17 protein-coding genes and 1 pseudogene are annotated in these 22453 nt (G+C 62.9%); 6 read left to right on the top strand and 12 right to left on the bottom strand.

The genetic code is table 11. From position 1 onward, the window contains the following. Positions 1–78: 78 nt before the first annotated feature. Positions 79–3276: a TonB-dependent receptor gene (locus IPK75_09515; protein MBK8198596.1), complete on the bottom strand. Its 3198-nt coding sequence runs from the start codon at positions 3274–3276 to the stop codon at positions 79–81. A 256-nt stretch (positions 3277–3532) separates the two neighbouring features. Here IPK75_09515 and IPK75_09510 point away from each other — a divergent pair, with 256 nt between their 5' ends. After that, positions 3533–4084 (top strand): hypothetical protein, encoded by a 552-nt coding sequence (locus tag IPK75_09510; protein ID MBK8198595.1) that lies wholly within the window; start codon positions 3533–3535, stop codon positions 4082–4084. A 767-nt stretch (positions 4085–4851) separates the two neighbouring features. Here the strand turns inward: IPK75_09510 and IPK75_09505 are convergent. From IPK75_09505 to IPK75_09485, 5 genes and pseudogenes are all read right to left on the bottom strand, one after another. Continuing rightward, a pseudogene (locus IPK75_09505) lies at positions 4852–5208 on the bottom strand (DUF3667 domain-containing protein). Between the two features lie 24 nt (positions 5209–5232). Next, a complete protein-coding gene (locus IPK75_09500) occupies positions 5233–6861 on the bottom strand; it encodes a peptide ABC transporter substrate-binding protein (GenBank protein MBK8198594.1) in 1629 nt (542 codons plus the stop codon). A 150-nt stretch (positions 6862–7011) separates the two neighbouring features. After that, positions 7012–7923, bottom strand: a complete 912-nt coding sequence (locus tag IPK75_09495) for an MBL fold metallo-hydrolase (protein MBK8198593.1) — start codon at positions 7921–7923, stop codon at positions 7012–7014. Positions 7924–7960: 37 nt separating this feature from the next. Next, the gene (locus IPK75_09490) at positions 7961–8899 is read right to left on the bottom strand and encodes a hypothetical protein (GenBank protein ID MBK8198592.1); all 939 of its coding nucleotides are present in this window, start codon (positions 8897–8899) and stop codon (positions 7961–7963) included. Positions 8900–9019: 120 nt separating this feature from the next. Then, on the bottom strand, positions 9020–9430 hold the full coding sequence (locus tag IPK75_09485) for a TIGR01244 family phosphatase (protein MBK8198591.1): 411 nt from the start codon (positions 9428–9430) through the stop codon (positions 9020–9022). Between the two features lie 140 nt (positions 9431–9570). On the opposite strand from IPK75_09485, the gene IPK75_09480 reads away from it, so the two are divergent. The 4 genes from IPK75_09480 (at position 9571) to IPK75_09465 (ending at position 12327) form a co-directional block, all read left to right on the top strand. Continuing rightward, complete coding sequence (locus tag IPK75_09480) at positions 9571–10536, top strand: ABC transporter permease subunit (GenBank protein ID MBK8198590.1); 966 nt, start codon at positions 9571–9573, stop codon at positions 10534–10536. Then, complete coding sequence (locus IPK75_09475) at positions 10536–11447, top strand: ABC transporter permease subunit (GenBank protein ID MBK8198589.1); 912 nt, start codon at positions 10536–10538, stop codon at positions 11445–11447. Before IPK75_09480 ends, IPK75_09475 begins: the two co-directional genes overlap by 1 nt. 68 nt (positions 11448–11515) lie before the next feature. Then, on the top strand, positions 11516–11671 hold the full coding sequence (locus tag IPK75_09470; protein MBK8198588.1) for a hypothetical protein: 156 nt from the start codon (positions 11516–11518) through the stop codon (positions 11669–11671). A gap of 251 nt (positions 11672–11922) precedes the next feature. Next, the gene (locus IPK75_09465; GenBank protein ID MBK8198587.1) at positions 11923–12327 is read left to right on the top strand and encodes a hypothetical protein; all 405 of its coding nucleotides are present in this window, start codon (positions 11923–11925) and stop codon (positions 12325–12327) included. Between the two features lie 85 nt (positions 12328–12412). Here the strand turns inward: IPK75_09465 and IPK75_09460 are convergent, their stop codons facing one another. Continuing rightward, on the bottom strand, positions 12413–12811 hold the full coding sequence (locus tag IPK75_09460) for a VOC family protein (GenBank protein ID MBK8198586.1): 399 nt from the start codon (positions 12809–12811) through the stop codon (positions 12413–12415). A gap of 167 nt (positions 12812–12978) precedes the next feature. Between IPK75_09460 and IPK75_09455 the strand changes: the two genes are divergently transcribed. Beyond that, complete coding sequence (locus IPK75_09455; GenBank protein MBK8198585.1) at positions 12979–13818, top strand: neutral zinc metallopeptidase; 840 nt, start codon at positions 12979–12981, stop codon at positions 13816–13818. Positions 13819–13831: 13 nt separating this feature from the next. Here IPK75_09455 and pepF read toward each other — a convergent pair whose 3' ends face one another. The 5 genes from pepF to IPK75_09430 form a co-directional block, all read right to left on the bottom strand. Next, complete coding sequence (pepF, locus tag IPK75_09450) at positions 13832–15775, bottom strand: oligoendopeptidase F (GenBank protein ID MBK8198584.1); 1944 nt, start codon at positions 15773–15775, stop codon at positions 13832–13834. Between the two features lie 151 nt (positions 15776–15926). Then, positions 15927–17852 (bottom strand): hypothetical protein, encoded by a 1926-nt coding sequence (locus IPK75_09445; GenBank protein ID MBK8198583.1) that lies wholly within the window; start codon positions 17850–17852, stop codon positions 15927–15929. A 22-nt stretch (positions 17853–17874) separates the two neighbouring features. Then, entirely contained in the window at positions 17875–19878 is a 2004-nt protein-coding gene (gene rpoD / locus IPK75_09440) for an RNA polymerase sigma factor RpoD (GenBank protein ID MBK8198582.1), read from the bottom strand. Between the two features lie 69 nt (positions 19879–19947). Beyond that, positions 19948–21813 (bottom strand): DNA primase, encoded by a 1866-nt coding sequence (locus tag IPK75_09435; protein ID MBK8198581.1) that lies wholly within the window; start codon positions 21811–21813, stop codon positions 19948–19950. A 59-nt stretch (positions 21814–21872) separates the two neighbouring features. Beyond that, positions 21873–22343: a GatB/YqeY domain-containing protein gene (locus IPK75_09430; protein MBK8198580.1), complete on the bottom strand. Its 471-nt coding sequence runs from the start codon at positions 22341–22343 to the stop codon at positions 21873–21875. Between the last annotated feature and the right edge of the window lie 110 nt (positions 22344–22453).

Here is a 22453-nt window from a genome sequence, read left to right as displayed (position 1 = left end):
GGAGTCGAAGGCGACGTCCGGGCAAAGAAAAAGGGCGGCAGGTTTCCCTGCCGCCCCTCTGTCTGGATCGACTGAAGCTTAGAACTTCAGGCGGGCCTGGATCGAGAACGTCCGGCCGATGACCCACGGAGCGTAGAGCGCTGCGTCGGTGTTGGCCTGGTCGAACGTACCGGTGATCGTCTGCGGCGGGAACTCGTCCGTGATGTTCGAGATGTTGCCGACGAGACGGAAGCGGTCCGTGACGTCCCAGGCGATCGAGCCGTCGAAGTTCGACAGCGCCGGGGTGTCCGGAGCGCCGGTACCATCGAACGTACCACCCGGATAGTCCTGAGCCAGGCTCGGGACGTAGTTGTGACGGAGCTGGAAGGTCCAGTCGTCGAGGCGGTAGTCAACCGTGGTGATCGTCTTGTACTCCGGCGTGGCCGAACCGATACCGGCTTCCGTCGTGCCGACGAAGTCCGTGCCGTTGACTTCCCACGAGTCGGTGAGGGTCAGCAGCAGGTTGACACCAAGGGTACCCGGAAGCGTCGAGACAACTTCGTCAAGGCCGAGTTCGTAGTCGAGTTGGATATCCCAGCCCTTGATCTCCGTCTCGCCGAGCGAGTTGGTGAGCGAGGTGTTCACCGACGTGATCTGGCCGGTGGCCGGGTCACGGATGATCTGTTGGCAATCCGAAGCCGACTGCGGGGTGGCACCGAGGCCGCCGTAGCAGGAGTTCAGGATCGTCTGGGCACCACGCGACACGATCGCGTCCGTCAGCTTGATGTCGAAGTAGTCGACGGTCGAGCGGAAGGTACCAGCCGGCAGGAAGTCGGGCTCGAACACGAGACCGATCGTGGCCGTCTCACCGGTTTCAGGCGACAGGTTCGGGTTACCGAACGCGAAGGCCTGGACCTGAGAGCTGCTGGCGGCGAAGGTCGGCGCCACACCAACCGGGACGAAGCCGCCGCCGATGTTGCCGTTGCCGGTGCAGAAGGCGAGCAAGGCCGGGTTGCCGGCAGTCTGGCCCGAGCGGCAAGGCTCGACGAACGACGGGAAGCCCTGGTCACCGGCCTGGAAGGATTCCAGGGCCGAAGGAGCACGGGCTGCCTTGTTGTAGACGCCGCGGAAGCGGAGCCATTCAACCGGTGCGTAGCGGAAACCGTACTTGTACGATTCGATGCTGCCGACCGTCGAGTAGTCCGAAGTCCGGTAGCCGAGGTCGACCGAGAGCTCTTCAGCGCCCGGCAGGTCGGCGAGGATCGGGATCGAGACCTCGGTGTAGGCTTCGTAGACATCCAGGGCGCCATTGATGTCCTGAACGGCGTTGAAGCCGGCGATCTCACCGCGGCGCTGGGCATCGTCCACGCGCAGGCTCACGTCGTCCTGGCGGTATTCGACACCCACAACCGCTGCAACTTCACCAGCCGGCAGCTTGAACAGCGGACCGCGGATGAAGCCCGAAAGGGCGGTTTGCTCGATCGACTGCGACGTCTGCACGTTCGTGCGGATGAAGCTTGCCGATGCGGCGCTCGGCGTCAGTCCCGGCGGGCCGAAGATGTCGACGTTCACGCAGCCCGGCAGGCGAGCCGAAGCCGGCACGTTTGCGCAACCTGCAACGCCCTGGAGCAGTGCAACCGTGTTGACGTTGTTTTCCAGCGTCGCGTTGAACTGACCCTGGCCCCAACCGGCCGAGAAGTTCCACTCCCAGTCGTCGGTGATGTTGCCGTCGAAGGTGACGCGGCCGATCAGGTTCGAGTTGATGAACTCGCCGGTACGCGGACCGACGCCGTTCGAGCGCCAGGCGTAGGTGAAGTTCGCGCCGGGGGTCGGACGCGAGTTGAGGGCAGCCGACAGATCCGGGTGCGGATCGTCTGCGGTGCCCACGATGCCGTCAGCACCGGCGATGGCCGGGGACGAAACCGGGATCGACAGGCCGGTGACCGGCGTAGCAGCCAGCTGGACCTGCGTGATCGAGCGCACATAAGACAGGAAAGTCTTCATGTGGATCGAGTCGGTCACGTCATAGTTCCCGAACGTCTGAATGCCGAAGCGCTCAGCCGGAAGGTAGATGTAGTTGTCTGGCGCGTAGTTGTATCGCGAAGATCCGCCGTCGCGCAGCGGGACGGCACAGGGGCCTGAACCGAAGTAAGGCGTCAGCTGACCCTGGTCGTTGAACGAAAGGTTGGCGTTACCTGCAACAACCGCTCCGGCGGTGGCCGGGTTGCAATCCGTGTTTGCCGCGCCGAACTGGCCAGAAAGCACCGGGTTGAGGTTGAGGTTGTTCGGGTCACCAGCCTGCCAGCCGGTAACCAGCGGGTTTGCGTCAGCGCCACCGAACGGGTTCGAAGCGCTGTTGGAGATCGAACCCCAGGGCGGCGTTGCCGAACCACCACCGACGAACGTGCCGGCGAAGTTGACCTGGTTGGCGTTGGCCGGAACAGCCAGGAGCGCCGCGCGAGCTGCGAGGTACTCTTCGAGGCTGTCTGCCGCGATCACGCCGGTGTAACGGCCCGACGAGGTCGAGTAGTCGTACTGGTAGCCGTACACGAGGGCCTGAGCGACGCGCGAGTAGTCGTACTGGCTCTGGAACACGCCGTCGCGGTTGAAGTACGACGCGTAGGCAACCATGTTGCCTTTGCCGTTGTCGAAGTTGCCGCCGAACAGGAAGTCAGCGGTTTCGTACTGGGCGTTGCCATCGAAGCCGCCGCCGCCACCGATGGTGACTTGTGCGCCTTCGTAGTCGTCTTTCAGGATGAAGTTGACGACGCCGGCGATGGCGTCCGAACCGTACACGGCCGAGGCGCCGCCGGTCACGACTTCAACGCGGTCGACGAGGCCGGCCGGGATGGAGTTCAGGTCAACCACGCCAGTGGTCGAGGAACCCGGCACGCGCTCACCATCGACGAGCACGAGGGTACGTGCCGGGCCGAGGCCGCGAAGGTCGATGGTTGCGAAGTCTTCACCGCCCGAGTTGTTCGAGGTGACGGTGTTACCCGGGATCACCTGCGGCAGCTCGTTCAGCAGCGTTTCGAGGGTCAGGGTGGCGTTCAGTTCGATCGCTTCCGACGTCACCGACGTGACCGGGCTGATCGCCTGGAAGTCGGCGAGCGCAAGACGCGAACCCGTGACCGTAACTTTTTCCTGACGGGCTTCCGTCTCGTCTGCAGCCGGCGCAGTCGTTGCTACCGGCTCATCCTCTGTCTGTGCAATCGCCGGCAGTGCGGCAGACGCGATCAACGCACCCGCAAACACCGAAGACGTAAGAAGACGTGTCTTCCAGTTCTTCTCGCTCACCTGAAACCTCCAATGTGAAATAAAGAGTTCCCGCCCCTCGCGGGCAATCCGACTCCCCGGAGCCAGACCTTGCGTTTTAGTAACGATACCGGTCAGGGGGCCGTCAATGCCGGGATTCCGGAAAATGTGGCGAATTGGTGCAAGTGTGACACAAAGGCATCAGTCTTTGTTGCGATATGCGGCCCGATCGTGCATCGGCTTGCCTCTCGCGCTATGAAGGCCGGAAAACGTGACCAGATCCTGTCAGGAGCCAGCAATGAAATTTCCGCGTACCGCCGTTGGTCTTGCCATGTCTGCGGTGTTTTCTGCCTCGCTTGCCGCCAACGCGGAAACGAAGTCGCCGCGCCCCACCGATACGCTCTACGTCTGCGCAAGCGAGACCGACGACACCGCCCGCCTCGCCTGCTTCGACAAGGCCGTGGCGGACCTCAAGGCCGCTGAAAATGCAGGAAAAGTGAAGACAGTCGATGTCGCGTCGATCGAGAAGATCGAACGCGAATCGTTCGGCTTTTCGCTGCCCTCGCTGACCGAGGTGTTCCGCCGCGACCAGCCGGACGGCCAATCCCTGTCGCAGCCGGTCGACGAGGTCGAACTGGCGATTGCCTCAATTTCGGTCAACCGCGTCACGAAGAAGGCGCTGATCAAGCTGGAGAACGGCCAGGTCTGGGAACAGATCGATTCGACCGAGCTGCCGCGCTCGAAAGTGCGCAAGGCCAAGATGGCCGCCATCAAGAAGGCCTCGCTCGGCAGCTTCATGATGGTCATCGATGACAGCGGCGCCGGCATCCGCGTCCGCCGCATCGCCTGAAGCTGACCCTAGGTCAGGAAAAAGCTGAGGGCCACCAGCCCGGCGGCCAGCAGTGACAGCGCGACCAGGGCGGCGATCAGCAGCACGAAGGCGCGCAGAAATGACAGGATATGCCCGGTGTCATACGTGACCCGCAGCATCCGCATCAGGTAAATGAACACGATCACGAACGACAGCCCGCCCGCAAAGGGGGCGATGACCGGCCAGGCGACCGAGGCGAGAATCAGCACCGTCGCCAGGATGTGGACGTAAGTCTGGAAATGCAGGCCCGTGATCAGGTGATCGTAGAAATATCGCTTGCGGTGCCAGCCATAGGAAACCGCCAGCAGCATCGAGAAGATCGGCAGGAACAGCAGCGTGAACCGGGGCGCCCATTCCTTCAGCCTAGTGCCGAACCGCTCCTGGTTCTCGTAGAAGTTCGCGAACCGCTCGGCGGTCGCCTGCGCCGTGGCGAGCTGCGCCGGCGTCAATTCGGGGCTCGCCTCGGCGACCGAGGCGCGCAACGCTTCGCGGTCGACCGTGCCGTCTTCCCTGATCACCATCTGCGCGACCGAATCGGCGGTCTCGACCCCGTCGCGCACCTGTTCCAGCTGCGCCCGCCGTTCCGGCGTCAGGTCATCGCGCGCAAGTTCGGCTTCGAGCGCCGCGCGGTCCAGCTCGCCCGCAATCTTGAACCGCTGGTCGCCCATCACGACAAATTCGCCCTGCGGCTGGTCGCCGGGCGTGAACTTCATCTCCTTCAGCCACGGCTGGTGTTCCAGCGTTGTGAACAGCGTCAGGAAGAAGATCACCGACGACAGCAGGAACAGGCGGAACGGCGGCACGAACCGCGCCCGCTTTCCGTCGATGTACGCGCGCGTCATCCGGCCCGGCCGGAACATCAGGAGCGGCAGCGATTTCCACAGCCGCCCGTCGAGCGAAAACATATCCGCCACGCTCGAGCTGACGAGATCCCAGACCGGGCGATGGAAGTCCGTCCCCAGCTGGCCGCAGTTCGAGCAGAAGCGGACCTCGATCGGCGTTCCGCAGTTGCGGCACAACACACCCGCCTCAACCGGATGGTGCGTGCCGCCATCGAGCCCGCCTACCGAAGCCAGGCCACCAGCTTCGACCTCATGCTCCATGCTTCCCTCCCCCGGGAATGAAGATCAGGGGGACTTCATACCGTCCCGGCAGAGGAAACGCGAGCGGTGGTTATCCTTCGCATTGTCCACCCAACCGGTCAGCGTCGGGTCGACAAGGCTCTGCGTCACCTGCACCCACATCGGCGTGATCGGATACTCGTCGAGCATCAGCGCTTCAGCCTTCGCGAAGATCTCCGCGCGTTTGGCGATGTCGAGTTCCTGGTTCGAGGCGTTCAGCAGCGCGTCGTATTCGGGGTTGTTGTACTTGCCGTAGTTCTGCTGGCCGGTCGTCGACTGCAGCAGGTAGAGGTAGTTGATCGGATCGTCGAAATCCGCGAGCCAGGCCGCATCCGACACCTGGAAATCGGTCTGGCGCAGGCGGGCATACAGCACCTTCGTATCCTGCTTGACGATCACCGGCTGCACCCAGGGCGCAATCTCGGCCCAGTTCTGCTGCGCGACCGGCGCGACTTTCGGGTTGTCGCCGGTGGAGCGGTGGATGAATTCGAACTTCAGCGGCTTGGACGGGCCGAAGCCGGCTTCCTCGAGCAGGCGCTTGGCCTCCGCCATACGCTCGGCGCGCGGCGTGTCCTTGAACGACACTTGCGGGCGCGGCACGTCATAGTTCGATATGCCGGGCGGCACCAGCGCATAGGCCGGCTGGAAGCCCGGTGTCAGCACGTTGCGCACCATGAATTCGCGGTCGAGGGCGAGCGACAGCGCCTTGCGCACGCGCACGTCATCGAATGGCGGCTTGGTCTGGTTGAACGACCAGTAGGTCGTCAGCAGGCCCGGCGAGGTGTGCACCCAACCCGGGAACTTCACTTCCAGCTCCGCTTTGCGCGGGCCGGAGAAGACGTTGTTGATGTCGAGTTCACCGGCCGCGATCTTGTTCTCGTAGGCCGCTTCGTTCTCGATCTCGAAATAGGCGACCCGGTCGAAGCAGGCCTCTGCGGCGCCGAACCCGGTCGGGTTCTTGTCGGCGACAAGCTGGTCACCCGTGCGCCAGTAGGCGAGCTTGTAGGGACCGTTGACGACAATGTTCTCGGGCTGGATCCAGGCGTCGCCAAACTTCTCGACCGCCTGGCGCGGCACCGGGAAGGTCGTGTAGTGCGACAGCAGGCCCGGCAGGTAGGGCGCGGGATAGTTCAGCGTGATCTCGAGCGTCTTGTCGTCGATCGCGCGGATGCCGAGGTCTTCCGGCTTCATCGTGCCGTTGTTGACCGCTTCGGCATTCTTCACGAGCCAGAGCATCGAGGCGTATTGCGACGCGATCACCGGCTCCTGCAGGCGGCGGAAGGCGAAGACGAAGTCACCTGCCGTGACCGGGGCGCCGTCCGACCAGACGTAGTCGCCGAGATGGAAGGTCCAGACCGTACCGGTCGGGTCAGTCTCCCAGCTGGTCGCCATGCCGGGCACCGGCTTGCCGTCCGCGCCGTCGGTGGTCAGGCCGATGAACATGTCGCCGATGACGATGTTTTCCCATTGCGCCGAAGACTTGTGCGGGTCGAGCGTGTCCACCTTGGCCGAGATGCCCCGGCGAAGGGTCGGCACATCGCCCGGTTTTTCCTTCGCACCGCCGCCGCAGGCAGCAAGGGCGAGCGCGGCAAGGCCGAGCATGGACGCGGTGATCACCGAACGGCGTGTTCTCATGGGAAGCAAACTCCTGATCGCAAATGGCGCGGGGCTGAGTGAATTCAGCCCGCCTCGCCGGAAATGACGAAAATTCTGGCCCCTTGCTGCCAGAGGCGCGCAAGATTGCAAAGCCTTAAGACAGGCCGATGAACAGTGGCTGACTGCGGCTCAGGCGCGCGCCGTGACCAGTTCGAAGCGCGAGCGCACGGTCGGCGCGCTGTCGGGCGTCACCACCACGCCGCGCGAGATCAGGTCCAGCATGTGGCCCAGCACGCTCATTGCGGCGGCCGGGTGCAGCCGCAGGTCCACGTCCTTGTACATGCGCGCGACCATGGCCGGGATCGAGGTCTCGCCGCCGCGCAGCTCGGCCAGGATGGCCGCTTCGCGCGCTTTGCGGTGGGCGCCGTACTCGGTGATGAACGTGTCGACGAAGTCGCGCCCCCGAACGGGATCGCCATGGGTTGGCCAGAGGATGTCGAACTGGCGCGCGTGCACCTTGTCGAGGCTGCGCATGTAGTCGCCCATGTTGCCGTCCGGCGGCGCGACCACGGTCGTCGACCAGCCCATGATATGGTCGCCGGTGAAGCAGGCATTCTCTTCGCGCAGGCCGAAGCAGAGATGGTTCGCCGTGTGGCCCGGCGTCTCGATGACATCGAGCGTCCAGCCGGGACCGGACAGCACGTCCCCGTCCCCGACCCGCACATCCGGCGTGAAGCCGAGGTCGTCGGGGCTGCCGAGTTCGTCTTTCGCGGTGTGGATGCCGCAATCCTTCGCGTAGGTCTTGCAACCGGCCCATTCGGCGAGCGGCGCCGCGAGCGGAGAGTGGTCCGAGTGCCCGTGGGTGACCAGCACATGGGTGATGCGCTCACCCGCGAGCGCCGCCTTCAGCGCCTCGAAGTGTTCTGCCAGCATCGGGCCCGGATCGATCACCGCGACCTCTCCCTTGCCGACGATGTAGACACCGGTGCCAACATACGTGAACGGGCCGGGATTGTTGGCAATCACGCGGCGGATCAGCGGGGACACCTGGTCGACGCGGCCGTATTCGAACTCGATGCCGCGGACGTAAGGAATTGCCATGCGCTCAGAAACCTTCAGCTAACGGACGAGCGGCCTGCTATCGTTTCTTCGGCGCGAACGTTTCGGCGAAAGCCCGGGCCATGCGCCGCGTTGCCCGCAGCTTGCTTCCGAGTTTCAGGGCCACTGGCGGGCCCATGTCCGTCTTGTTCGCGTCGACGATGTAGATTCGTCCTGTCGACCGATCGCGTAGGACATCCACCCCGCCCCAGTCGAGCCCGATTTCAGCAGCGAAGGCCTCGATCACGCGTATTTCATCAGCGGAGTAGCAATTCTTGGGCTCGTCGAGCAAAACTTGGACATTCTCGTTGAGAAAGCGGCGCTCGAGCGGGCGGCGCTTGCGGAACACGATGATCGGGGTGCCGCCAACGAGGCAGCAACGCAAGTCTTCGACGAGGCCGCCGGCAATCTCGTTGTCGATCAGGCGCTGGTAGGCCTTGCCTTCGACCGGCTCGTCGAGCGGGCCTTCGATCACGCGGCCGTCATGCGCGGCATTCAGTTCCGACTTTTCCACCATCCGTCCGGCAAAGGTGCGCGGATTGACGGCGAGCGAATATCCGCTGGCGGCTTCGAAGGCTTCGGCGACCCGCGTCTTCGAGATGTCGGTACAGCCGAAATTGATCAGGCGTGCGCCGGGCTTGATCGACGGCGTGACGTGCGAGGCTTCGGTCGAATCGTCGAACTGCATCACGATGTCGGCCTGGGCGACATCGTCCACCAGCTTCGCGCCGGAAACGTGGAATACCGACCAGATGAAATACCAGGGCCGCGGCTTGTCGGGATGGAAGGCGATGGTCGGGCGCTTGTGCCCGGTGATCAGGCGCCAGGTGCGCCAGTTCTGGACGAAGAAGTAGAAGCAGAACCAGGTGAAGATGCTGTGCAGCAGGGCCAGGTCCGGCACGATGCGGGCGCCGGTTTTCTTGACCAGGATAACGCCTTGGTCGAGCTTGAAATCGCTGGTCCACAACCGGCCTGACATTCACACTCTCCCGTTATCCTGCCCTCGGCGGCCGGAAACTTTTTGCGCGCTGACGCGTTACACGCGTCACGCCCCCGTTCAAGTCAAGTTTTGCCGTGCAACTGTCACAGCGCCGCCGCCTTAGAGCAGTTCCCTGAGGCTGGAAAGATCGTAACCGGCCCCGGCGGCGGCGTCGATGATGTCCTCCCCGGCGCCCTGTCCGGCATGTACCAGCGCCCAGGCCGTGATCGAGCGCGTGCCGGTCCGGCAATAGGCCAGCACCGGCTGCGGCGCTTCGTTCAGGATATGTCCCATCCGCTCGACAATTTCGGGCGTCGGCGCGCCGGAAAACGGCAGGGCGGCGAATGTCAGGCCGAGGGATTCGGCTTTCGCGCGAATCTGGCCCATGCGCGGCTGGTCAACGCCGCCTTCCCCGTCCGGGCGGTTGGCGATCAGCGTCTTGAAGCCGGCTTTGGCGACGGCCTCGATATCCGCTTCTGAAAGCTGCGGGGCGACCGCGAAATCGGGCGTTACCTGACGGATGTCGGCCATGAGAGTCCTGTCCTTGTATGCAGCGTGTCGCTTGATCGCTTCTGTTCTCTAGCTAAGGAATGTATTGCTCCCTGCCAAGCGGGGCATGGCCGCCCGGCCAATCAACCTGCTGTGACCAGAGGCTTTTTCCTCACGTGATGATGCTGCAACGCGCATTCCGCCGGATTCCGTGGGGCTATACGCTCCGGCGGCTCCTGATCGCGATCCCCACGATGCTGGCGATCATCAGCGTCGCCTTCCTGATGATGCGCGCCGCGCCCGGCGGGCCCTTCGACGGCCAGCGCAAGCTGCCGCCCGAAACCGAGCGCGCGATCGCCGCGAAGTTCGGTTTGGACAAGCCGCTGCACGAACAATACCTCAATTATGTCGGCGGCGTGATCCATGGCGATTTCGGCCCCTCCTACAAAACCCTCGGCAAGAGCGTGAACGACCTGATCGCCGACGGCCTGCCGGTCTCGCTGACCATCGGCGTGCTGACCATGGTCATCTCGCTGATTGTCGGCACGCTGCTCGGCGTGTTCGCGGGGCTCAGGCAAAACTCGGCGACAGACTACGGCGTCATGGGCATCGCGATGGTCGGCATATCGGTGCCGAGTTTCGTCATCGGGCCGCTGCTGATCCTCGTCTTCGCGCTCGGCGCCGGCATCTTCGCCGTTGGCGGCCTCGGCACCTACCCGAACATCGGCATGACCTGGCACAACATGACCCTGCCGGTGCTCACCCTCACGCTCGCGCAGGTCGCCATCATCTCGCGCCTGATGCGCGCCTCGACCATCGAGACCATGCGCGCCAACCATATCCGCACCGCACGCGCCAAGGGCCTCAGCGAATGGCAGGTGATCACCCGCCACGCCCTGCCCTCCGCGCTGCTTCCGCTGATCTCGTATGCCGGCCCGGCAATGGCCCGCGTGATGACCGGCTCTGTGGTGATCGAGAAAATCTTCGGCCTGCCCGGCCTCGGCTCCTACTTCGTCGATGGCGCGCTGAACCGTGACTACACGCTCGTGATGGGCGCCATCATCGTCTATGCGGGCTTCATCATCATCCTCAATCTCGTGGCCGACATCCTGTACGCCATGCTCGATCCCAAAGTGAAATACGACTGATGGCGCACCTCGATCCGGTTCTTGATCCGACGGGCCGCGTCGAAGCGGTGACGCAGGCCATCCAGGGTGGCCGCTCGCTGTGGGACGACGCCCGCGCGCGCCTGTTGCGCAACAAGGCGGCGGTGTTCTCGATGATCCTGTTCGGACTCATCTCGCTGGTCGCCATCATCGGACCGATGGTCTGGGTGCACGACTACCGCACCATCTCGGACCTGCGCACCATCGCGCCGACCTTCGAGAACATGCACATCCTCGGCACTGACCTGCAGCGCCGCGACCTGTTCGCCCGCCTGCTGATCGGCCTTCGCATCTCGCTGCTGGTCGGCATCGTTGCCACCGCGGTCAGCCTGTTCATCGGCGTCACCTGGGGCGCCGTGGCCGGTTATCTCGGCGGCCGCATCGACAACTTCATGATGCGGATCGTGGACGTGCTCTACGCCCTGCCTTTCATCTTCTTCGTCATCCTCCTGCTGACGGTCTTCGAGCGCAACATCGTGCTGATCTTTGCTGCCATCGGCGCGATCGAATGGCTGACCATGAGCCGCATCGTGCGCGGCCAGACGCTGTCGATCAAAGGCAAGGAATTCATCGAAGCAGCCCGCGCCGCCGGCGTCTCGCGCCGCGACATCATCCTGCGCCACATCCTGCCGAACGTGATCGGCCCGGTCGCCGTGTATGTGACGCTGACCATCCCGGTGGTCATCCTTGCGGAGAGTTTCCTGTCCTTCCTCGGTCTTGGCGTGAACGAACCGCTGACCTCGCTCGGCGTGCTGATCTCCGACGGCGCCAAGCTGATGGAAGAAAAGCCGTGGATGCTGATCGCGCCTGCCGTCACCATGTCGGTGACGCTGCTCTGCCTCAACTTCATCGGCGACGGCCTGCGCGATGCGCTCGACCCGAAAGAGCGCTAGACCCGCGTTCACGGCGCATTCACCCGGCTGGGCGCATACGCCCGCTCCGGTCTGAAAGGAGGGCTCACATGGCGAATTTCAAACGCAAGGGCCCGAAATCGACCCGCGCCGGCTGCCTGTTGTGCAAACCGCACAAACGTCAGGGCGCCAAGTGCACCCACACCTTCCGCGACACCGCCAAGCGCACCTTCGCCGCCGAAGACATCCGCACTGGCGGCGACTGAGCGACGCGGCAGACCGAAGCCCATCCCGAGCTGAAAACCGTTGCGCAAGTTTCGCCTTGCGCAACAAAATCAGCCCGCTTCGCCCCGCCTCGAAATTTTATTTCCCGTGTCATCCCGGTGAAAGCCGGGACCCGGACCTGCTGTATCTGCTGACCATCGCGCGGATGCCGGCGCCCGGCAGTCGGACGCGCCCTTGAAAAACTTGCCCCCTCCCAATCCGGCGGGGTCCGTAGCGGATTTATACTCCGCCGATGTCCACCTTCCTCAGCATACGGAACTACGTGTACTTCCGGCATCTCTTCGATGCCGTGCACCCGTTCTTCTGGCCGGTCCTCTACTGGCAGCTGAAGGCGGCCTGGATTTCCCTCCAGCGCGAAAAGCTCACCGGCGTGATGCTCGCCGTCACCTGGTGGGGCGGCGTGCGCATCGTCTATCGCGGCGACCGGATCGAAACCCCGAAGCACGATCCCCTCGCGCCGCTCCGGCCACGCTTTGACGACCCCATCTGGTCCACCCGCCTCCCGGCCTGCCTCGACATTGAAGCAACCTGCAACGCCCCCCTCTCCCGCTTCTCGGGGGCTTGTCGGGACCAGCGATCGCACTGCGATCGCCCCGGCAAGGAATCATGGCCCCTTTTGTTCCCTAATACCTCGTAGGCCATGACGAAATCCCGCCTCACGCCATCCACGCCGGACAGCCCCGCTGCGCCGGACGCTTCTGCTGACTGAATCACGTGCGGCGCTAGCTCGTCTCTGCCACGCGCCACGGAGGGAACCGACGGTTTTGCCCCGCCACATAAAGACACACACGGTTGCCCGCCGGATCCCGGAACCAGGCTTCCGTCCAGCGCCAGTCTTTCCTCTCCGGCTCGCCGAGCGGATGGATGCCGTTCATGCAGCGCCCGCCCACCTCGATGAACACGTCCTTCACTTCGAAATAGACCGCAGGCCAATCGGTCGTCAGCGGCGCATCGACCTGATGGATCGACAGCGTGGCGGGCTCTTCGCCGTCCTCGGCCGGACATTCAAAACGCGCATAGCGCGGCGGCGAATCGACGATCAGCTTGAGGCCGAAGCGCTGCCACCAGCTGACGCTGGCGGCGTAGTCCGTGCACGGCAAGGTCACCTGGTTGAGGCGCATGGAACGTCTCCTGATCGCTCGGCGTTGTGATCTCGTATGCGAAAGGGGCTGATGGCAAGGCCTTCCGCAAATTCCTCCCGCGCAGAATGGCTGGCTCTTGCCGCCCCAATGGCGGTAAAAGGGTAAGGGCAACAGCGCAGGCGCGCCTGCTTTCAGGGAGACGACCGATGAAATGGCAAGGCGGACGCCGCGGCGGCAATGTTGAAGACCGGCGCGGGCTTGGCCCCGGCGCAGCGGCCGGCGGCGGCCTCGGCGTCGTGCTGGTCGCTCTGATCGGCTATTTCGTGTTCGGCATCGACCCGCAGCAGACCCAGTCGGTGCTCGGACAGGCCACCTCCTCCGAACAGCAGGCCGGTGTCGAAGGCACGCCGGAAGACCAGGCCGGCCTGTTCGTGGACGTCGTGGGCGCCAACATCAACGACGTGTGGAGCGCGTCGCTGCAAGGCTACACGCCGCCATCAGTCGTGCTTTACGAGCAGGGCACGAATACCGGCTGCGGCTTCGGTCAGGCCGCGATGGGGCCTTTCTACTGCCCCAACGACCAGACCGTGTATCTCGACCTCTCCTTCTGGCAGGAGATGGAAGACAAGCTCGGCGCCTCAAGCGCAGAATTTGCGAGGGCTTACGTGATCGCCCACGAGTTCGGCCACCATGTGCAGACGCTGACCGGCGCTTCGCAGCGGGTGCAGCAGGCGCAGCAATCCGCGCGCAGTCAGGAGGAGGCGAACCAGTATTCGATTGCGCTTGAACTGCAGGCCGACTGCTATGCCGGCGTCTGGGCCGCGCGCGCGTCCGACGCCTCCGGCGGGGCGGTGGCGCTCGAACGCGGCGACATGGAAGAAGGCCTGAAGACCGCGCAGGCAATCGGCGACGACATGATCCAGAAACGGATGCAGGGCAAAGTAACCCCCGAAGCCTTCACGCACGGCACGGCGGCGCAGCGGATGGAATGGCTCGGCCGCGGCTACCAGACCGGCGACCCGAACCAGTGCAACACGTTCAAGTAGCTGGACGGCGCCCCTACTCCTCGTCGAGCAGGGCTTCCATCCTGTCCATGATGTTGTTCATGCGGCGCACAACGGCCTGGTAGGCGTCGGGCTTGGTCATGTCGAGGCCGGCCTCGTTCATCAGGATGTTGTGCGGATAGTCGGAGCCGCCCGCCTTCAGCACGTTGATGAAGTTGTCGCGCACCTTGTCATCGCCGGCGAGGAACTGCTCGGAGAACCAGGCCGCGCCTGATACCGACGTGGCATACTGATAGACATAGAACTCGTAATAGAAGTGCGGAATGAAGGCCCATTCGACCGCATACGCATCATCGATGGTCATCACGCCTTCGGCTTCGCCGTGATACTTGCGCAGCAGTTCGCCATAGATCTCGGTGAGCTTGGCGCCGGTCAGCGGCTCGTCGCGCTCGGCGGCTTCGTGGATCGCCAGTTCGAATTCGCCGAACATTGTCTGGCGGTAGAACGTGCCGCGCAGGCTCTCGAGCGCGTAGCCGAGATAGTAGAGCTTCTCTTCCTTCGTCTGCGCATTTGCGATCATGTACTCTTCGAGCAGGATCTCGTTGATGGTCGAGGCCATCTCCGCGATGAAGGTCGAGTAGCCGGCATTCTCGAACGGCTGCTCGGACTTCGCGAGCATCGTGTGGACGGCGTGGCCCCACTCATGCGCGAAGGTCGACAGCGAGTCGTAGTCGTCATTGTGATTCAGCAGGACGTACGGGTGCACGTCATAGGCGGAGCCGGACATATAAGCCCCGGTTTCCTTGCCCTCCTGCGGATAGGCATGCATCCATTGCTCGGCGAGACCTTCCTTGAGGAGGCCGAGGTACTCGTCGCCGAAGGGCTTGAGGGCTTCGAGCGTGATCTCCGTCGAGCGCGGAATGTCGAAGGTGCCGGTGTCGGCCTCGATGATCGGCGGGTAGATGTCGTAATAGCGCAGGTCTTCCACGCCGAGCATCCGTCCACGGAGCTTCAGGTAGCGGTGGAACACCGGCAGGGCATCGTTCACCTGCGTCACGAGCTGCGTGTAGATTTCCGGCGGCAGCGCGTCGTCGTCCATGTTGCGTTCAAGGACAGACGTGTAGTTGCGCGCTTTGGCGCGGAAGATGGCGGACTGGACCTGCGCGTTCAGCGTTGCGCCCATGCCGTTCTCGTACTGCTCCCAGGCAGCCCAGAACGTGTCGAACACGGCCTTGCGATCGTCGCGGTTGGCCGCGCCGCGATAGCGCGAATAGCCCGCCTGGTTGAGCTTCACTTCGGTGCCGTCGGCGAGCGTCAGCGACGGCCACGGGATCGAGGCATTGGCAAACAGGCTGTAGATCTGGTTCGGCTGCGACAGGGCGAGCCCCGCCTGCGCGAGCAGCGCTTCGCCCTTGTCATCCAGCGTGTGCGGCGCGCTGCGCAGCGTGTCCTCGAGGCTGAACTTGAAATCGGCGAGCGCGGGCTCGGCTTTGAGATAGGCGTTCACCTTTTTCTCGCCGAGCTTCAGCACTTCGGGATCCATCCAGCTCGTCGCCTCCCCCAGCGACTGGAACAGGTTCTGCGCCTTGCCGAAGCGCTCCTGCGCGGTGGCGTCGCGTTGGTCCTCGTCATTCTTCAGCGACGCGTAGGTGTAGAGGCGGACGGCATCCTTCGCGACGTCCGAGGTCGTGCGGTACACCGTCGCCATCTGTTTCGCGCTCTTGCCGAGCGTGCCCTTGAAGGCAGGGATTTCCGCGATGCGGCCCTGCACGTCGGCATAGGCGGCGTCCCAGGCTTCCGGCGTTTCATAGAGGTCAGTCAGGTCCCAGACGACGGGTTCGCGCTCCACCGGCGCCGGCGCTTCGGCGACGATTTCTGCCGCGACAGGAACCTCTGCAACCGGCGGCGCTTCGGCCGGCGCAGTGGCGCAGGCGCCCAGCGCGATGAGGACGCCGGCAGCGGCCGTCGACTGCAGGAATCGGGAAAAATCACGGATCATGGCACCTGCCCCAACTTATCGTTTATCGAGAAACGGACAGGACCACGGAAAGCCCTTTTCCACAAGAGTGTTCCTCGGCAAACAGCCGCCTTCACCCTTGTTCGGTGTCCGCGTGAACCACTTGAATCCGGTACGCGACACCCGGAACCGGTCATCCCTTTGCTCGATCCCTGTTTCTGTGCATCCAATTCAACAGGGAACTTACCCAAGAAAGTTCGGCGCCCGTTTCGCCAGCGAGACCTCGGATTACATCGGCATTAGTCAGACAAAAACTCCACACCGCATTCAAAAGAGTGGACAGTTCCGTCACCGCCATCACACCGGGAGCACTGGTTACAACGGCATGAGAGACTATCGCGGCACCTGCGACACCTAGTGGGGTGGTAACCAGCTTGCCCATCGCAACGACGAGGTTGGTGTTCGCGCTCCGCGCAACATCCAAAGACCGTTCAGGGTGGCGGCCAGATCCAATGTCCTCTATCGCGTCGCTAAGTATTTCTTGGCTTTCTCGTTCAACGAGATTTTTTGCATCTTTGATAGCGAGAATGAACGCTCGAGCTTGAGATTTGTATTCCGCGACTTGCGCTTCAGTTTGATGGTATTCCCTAGACCTCGATACAAGGGTTCGTCCTCTTTCCGTGCCCATCACCATGGGGCCGTGAAGCGCGATCACACTGTCCAGAGCTTCGCCTATCATTATACCCTGATCGGGCAAGTCTCCGTTCCTAATGTCCCGATCTATACGGACCTTCGCGTTCTCCAACCTGACACCTTGCGCAAATACCTTATCAATTGAAACTGAATGCGATGAAACATCGATCGCGGAACGATACCGATCGACAATCTGTACAAGGAACTTAAACGCATTGGACCCTTCGCACGAATTTTTCAGATCATCCAACGCTTGTAGTAACGCTTCTTTTGATAGCTCGAATTCTTGTTGGTCGTGCGCACTCGGAGTACCACTATCGGCGATTTGAAACTTCGCACCAGGACCGGGCTCGAAGCTTAGCCCAGGGCTTTGGTCCGGAATAAGCTCTGCGATGTCTTGCTCGATGGAATCGCGACGGTCATGAGGATCAACCCACCTCCTATGCGCATAAACTCCTCTATCGATCCGTTGAATTCTTCCGTCAGCTGTCAATTCGTTCAATCGTCCGCGCACTGAGGGCACAACGACTGTAAAGCCATCAGCTTGAAGCGCATCTCTTACCTCTTGGATGGTCGCGGGTCGATCAATGTCCTCGAGGTAGTGTTCAATGTAGGACGCAAGCGAGCCAGTGTCTGGCTCGGTTATTGAAAGCAGGCTGGCAATGACACGATCTGGCTCGCCTACCCAAAAATCGTGGGGCTGTTTAACGATTTCCCCGTCAACCGCGCTTCCAAAAATGCTGCCTGATCTTCGCTTGCCGCCAGCTTGAAGGATGTCACGATACCAATTGATCCAAAACAACCAAGCTGTGTCATATTTTCTCATCGTAACTTCAAGATCGCGAAGCTGATGCTCCGCCTCTTGAAAATATGCCCAAGCCTCGGGACGCGACTTGTCTAGCCACAAAGGCAACGCCGCCAGCGACTGTGTAGATTCCTGATCAACTAGAAAACTTGCATCCCTTGCCATCTCTTCGAAAAGAGCTAGCGAACTAAATTCAGAGGGCACCGCTGATCTAGTGTATTCAAACAGGCGATCAATGTTGGCGAACTCTCGTTCAGCAATGTATTTAGACGCAAAGTAGAGTACGCCCCCGGCGGAATGGGGTAGTAATTCGGGACCAACATTTTTTCCAAATACGTCTGACGCTGCTTGGCTCAGTAAATCCGCAGCGTCTCGAAACTTTGTTCTTGCCACGCCACGCGAAACTTGGGTTTGGCGCCACAAGCAAATAGCAACGTGAAAGCACTGAAGCAAATATGCCTTCGCAAAACGTCCGTTCGGATCGTTCCTAGATTTCGCGCTGAAAGTCATAGGCAAGACACGTAATGCGTGCCTCGCAATCACAAAATTTGCCCGCTTCGGATCAGTTCCCGCGGCCCAAGTCACGAAATCGTTCGGCGAGGTGAAGTTGAATTCCGTCAAACTTCACCCCGTCGAAAAATAATCAGGTATCCAGGAAGCTGCGGAGCTTCCGCGAGCGGCTCGGGTGCTTCAGCTTGCGCAGCGCCTTCGCTTCGATCTGGCGGATACGTTCGCGGGTAACCGAGAACTGCTGGCCGACTTCTTCCAGCGTATGGTCCGTGTTCATGCCGATGCCGAAGCGCATACGCAGGACGCGTTCCTCGCGCGGCGTGAGCGAGGCGAGGACGCGGGTCGTCGTCTCGCGCAGGTTCGACTGGATCGCGGCGTCCACCGGAAGCAGGGCCATCTTGTCCTCGATGAAGTCGCCGAGGTTTGAATCCTCGTCGTCGCCGATCGGGGTCTCCAGCGAGATCGGTTCCTTGGCGATCTTGAGAACCTTGCGGATCTTCTCGAGCGGCAGGCCCAGCTTCTCGGCCAGTTCTTCCGGGGTCGGCTCGCGGCCAATCTCGTGCAGCATCTGTCGCTGTGTACGGATGATCTTGTTGATCGTCTCGATCATGTGCACCGGGATACGGATCGTGCGGGCCTGGTCCGCGATGGACCGGGTGATCGCCTGGCGGATCCACCAAGTGGCATAGGTCGAGAACTTGTAGCCGCGGCGGTACTCGAACTTGTCGACCGCTTTCATGAGGCCGATATTGCCCTCCTGGATGAGGTCCAGGAACTGCAGGCCACGGTTGGTGTATTTTTTCGCGATCGAGATCACGAGGCGGAGGTTGGCTTCCACCATCTCCTTCTTCGCGATGCGGGCTTCGCGCTCGCCTTTCTGCACCGTCTGCACGATGCGGCGGAAGTCGTCGATCGGGATGCCGATCTCGGTCGCGATCTCGGTGATCTCGCCGCGGACTTCTTCGATCTCGTCGCCCTTGCCGTCGATCAGGCGTTTCCACTTGGCGGAAATGCCGTGCACGCGCTCGGCCCAGTTCGGCTCAAGCTCGCAGCCGATATAGTTCTCGAGGAATTCCTTGCGCGGCACGCCGTGCGCGTCGGCAAGGCGCATCAGCTTGCCCTCAAGGCCCATCAGCTTCTTGTTGATGGCGTAGAGCTGCTCGACCAGCGCCTCGATACGGGCGTTGTTGATGTGGATCGTCTTGAGGTTCTCGACGATGATCAGCGACAGGTCGTCATACTCGTGCTGCGCCTTCGGCGTCAGGTCCTTGCCTTCGAGACGGCGACCGACGAGACGGTCCTGCAGCTTGCGGAAGCGTCCGAAGCTGTCAGCGATCTCGTCGAGCTTAGCGAGCACGCCTTCGCGCAGTTCGCCTTCCATCGCCGACATCGACATGGCGGCGGCGTCGTCTTCCTCTTCCTCTTCCTGCTGTTGCTGGCGCAGGCGTTCGGCTTCGACCTCGTCGATCTCTTCCTGGCTCTGGCGCTTCTTGCCCTTCACGGGCGGCGCAGGCTCGGGGGCTTTCTCCTCGATGACTTTCGGCTCCGGCGGCGGGTTTTCCGCGCCGTAAGTCGCTTCGAGATCGATGAGGTCGCGCAGGAGGATGCGCTCGTTCATCAGCTCGTCGCGCCACACCATCATGGCTTCGAAGGTCAGCGGGCTTTCGCAGAGGCCGCGGATCATCGCATCGCGGCCGGCTTCAATCCGTTTCGCAATGGCGATCTCGCCCTCGCGCGACAGGAGCTCGACGGCGCCCATCTCGCGCAGGTACATCCGCACAGGATCGTCGGTACGGTCGGAGCCGCGCGCGTTGCCTTTCTTGGCGAGGACTTTCTTGTCCTCGAGCTTTGTCAGGGCCTTGCCCTGCTCCTCGGCTTCTTCTTCCGTCTCGACGACGGCAATGCCCATCTCGGAGATCTGGGACATCACGTCCTCGATCTGATCCGAGCTCATGTCGGCATCGGGCAGCAGCTGGTTGATCTCGTCATGGGTGATGAAGCCGCGCTTCTGGGCGCGCTTCAGGACCTTCTTGACGTCTGTCGCATTGAAATCGACAAGCCCGCCTTCGGTTTCCTTGTCGTCTTCACCCTCACCGTCACCGGCCGTGTTTTTCTTCTTCTTGGTGGCTGTCGCCATATTTCAGTCTCTCCCTGACGAAGGGGGCCGCCTCTTGCCGCCCTGCGTCCGTTGCCTGTCGCCGTTCCGTCAGCTGTCGCCGCGCTTTCCTGCTGCCTCGTTCATGCGGGCCTTGAGGGCCCGTCGTTCCGCGACCATTTGGTGCCGTCTCCGCCAACCTGAAGGCGACGTCGAGGCTCCCCCGCTCGCATCATCCATGCCAGAGCCGGGGTTTTCCTGGCCGGGACGTCCATGTGCCACATACTGCTCGAGGGCGATCAGCCACTCCCGTGCCTCGGGCCCATCGGCCGCTATCTGAGACGTTACGGGATAATCTTTGAGCAAACTGGCAGCACGCATGTACCCAGTTTGCGTTAAATGGGCGGTCAGCCCTGCCCGGTCAATAGGCTTTCCCGCATTTGCGAAGTCGAGCAGCACATCGCGGATTTTGGCGACATCGGCGTCGGCCAGCGCACATTCCGCGAGCGTTTCGGTGCCGAGGGCCAGCAGGAAGGGGCTGTCGATGGCGCGCACGAGGGCGCCGAGGCCACGCAGCTTGGCGGGCGGGCCCTGTTTCAACTCGGCCTGGGCGGGCTCGCCTTCCGCGGGAACCTGTCCCGAACCGGGCCTGCCCTTCCTGTAGCTGTTACTACGCTTTGCGTCCCGCAGCGCCCACATGTGATCGCGCAGCCGGGCCTTCAGGTCGCGCTCATAGGCGGCTCTCACCGCGCCGTGGCGGATGTGGGCGCACGCGGCCATCAGGCGAGCTTCGAGGCCGGCCTGGCGCTCGGGCGTGTCGAGCGGTTCGGCTGCCAGTTCGCGCCGCCAGAGCAGCTCAGACAAGGGCAGCCGGTTCTGCAGCTGGTCGTGCATCGCCGCGGCGCCGCGCGCGCGAATCAGGTCGTCCGGGTCCATCCCGTCCGGCAGCAGCACGAAGAAGACCGACCGGCCCGGCTCGACGAACGGCAGCGCCCGGTCGAGCGCGCGGTAGGCAGCGCCGAGGCCGGCCTTGTCGCCGTCGAAGCACATCACCGGCTCGGGGCCGGCTTTCCAGATCAGCTGGAGTTGCTCCTCGGTGAGCGCCGTGCCGAGCGGCGCGACCGCCTGGCCAAAGCCGGCTTCAGCGAGCGCGATGGCGTCCATGTAGCCTTCGCAGACGATCAGGCCGCCGCCTTCGCCGCCGCCAAGCGCCTCGCGGGCAGCGCGGTAGCGGTAGAGAATGGTCGACTTGTGGAAGAGTTCGGTATCGCCCGAGTTCAGGTATTTCGGCTTGGCGTCCGGGGTCAGGCCCCTGCCCCCGAAAGCGATGACGGCGCCGCGCACATCGGTGATCGGGAACATCAACCGGCCGCGGAAGAAGTCGAACGGCTCGCCGCCCTTGTCGCTTTCGCGGATCAGGCCGGTCTCGATCAGTTCCTTGTCGGTGAAGCCCAGCTCATGCAGGTGCGCGCGGGTACGCCGCCAGTCGTCCGGCGCGTAGCCGAGGCGGTGGCGGCCCCAGGCGGCGGGATCGAGGCCGCGGGCATCGAGATAGGCGCGCGCCGCCGTGCCTTCGCTGGCGCGCAACCGGTCTTCGAACCAGCTGGCGGCGGCTTCGCAGGCGGCCACCAGACGCTTGCGGTGATCGTATTCCTCGGCGGCCTGCGGGCTCGCCTTGGGCAATTGCATCCCGGCTTCTTCGGCCAGTTTCTCGACGGCTTCCATGAAGGACAGCCGCTCGGTTTCCATGATGAAGTTGATGACGTCGCCGCCGGTACCGGAGGAGAAGCACTTGAAGATGCGCTTCTGGTCGTTGACGTAGAAGCTCGGCGTCTTCTCGTTGGTGAAGGGCGAGAGGCCCACCCACTCCTTGCCCTTCTTGGTGAGCTTCACCTTGCGGCCGATCACGTCCGATGGACGGATGCGCGCTTTCAGCTCCTCCACGAAGCCGTCAGGAATGCGGACGCCCTGGCTCATGAATTAACCTTAGCGCGGGCGTGGCCCACGCGGAACGGCTGAAATGTAGACGCGGCGGGTTACCGGGCCCGGGTGAGCATCGTGCGGACCGCCTTGCCGGCGCTCGCAGCCTCGATCAGTCCGGGATAACGCTCCTTGAGCGCCGTAACGGCGCGGCCAAGGTCTGTGAGCTTGGTGGCGCCGATGTCCTCGATCACCTGCTTCACCGCGATGTCCAGCGCCTTGCCGGCCAGAGGCTTGGGCAGGTATTGCTGGATGATCGCGATTTCCTCGCGCTCGCGGATGGCGTCTTCGATACGGCCTTCGTCGTCATGCTCGTCAGCGGAGGCTTCGCGCTGGGCGACCAGCGTTTCGAGCACGCGGCGCACGTCTTCGTCCGGACAGCCTGCCCCCTGGCCCCGGCCGCGCGCGCAGACGTCCCGATCACGGATCGCGCATTCGATCAGACGCAGGGTTGCCCGCTTCGTCTCGTCGCCGATGGATTCGGATTCGTCCTTGAGTGCCTGTAGAATGCGGGCCCTGAGCCCCATACATGCTGACACGTCTTCGCGGCCCATGCCGTCCTATGCCTTTCTACACCCGCATGCCCAGCACTTTGCTTGACGATGCAGAGACTCAGCCCCAATAAGCGGCCAAGTTT

It is taken from the genome of Acidobacteriota bacterium (assembly GCA_016712445.1).
Lineage (GTDB): Bacteria > Pseudomonadota > Alphaproteobacteria > Caulobacterales > Hyphomonadaceae > Hyphomonas.
The sequence above is the reverse complement of the archived record's forward strand: the minus strand, read 5'-3'. Positions and strand labels throughout refer to the sequence as shown.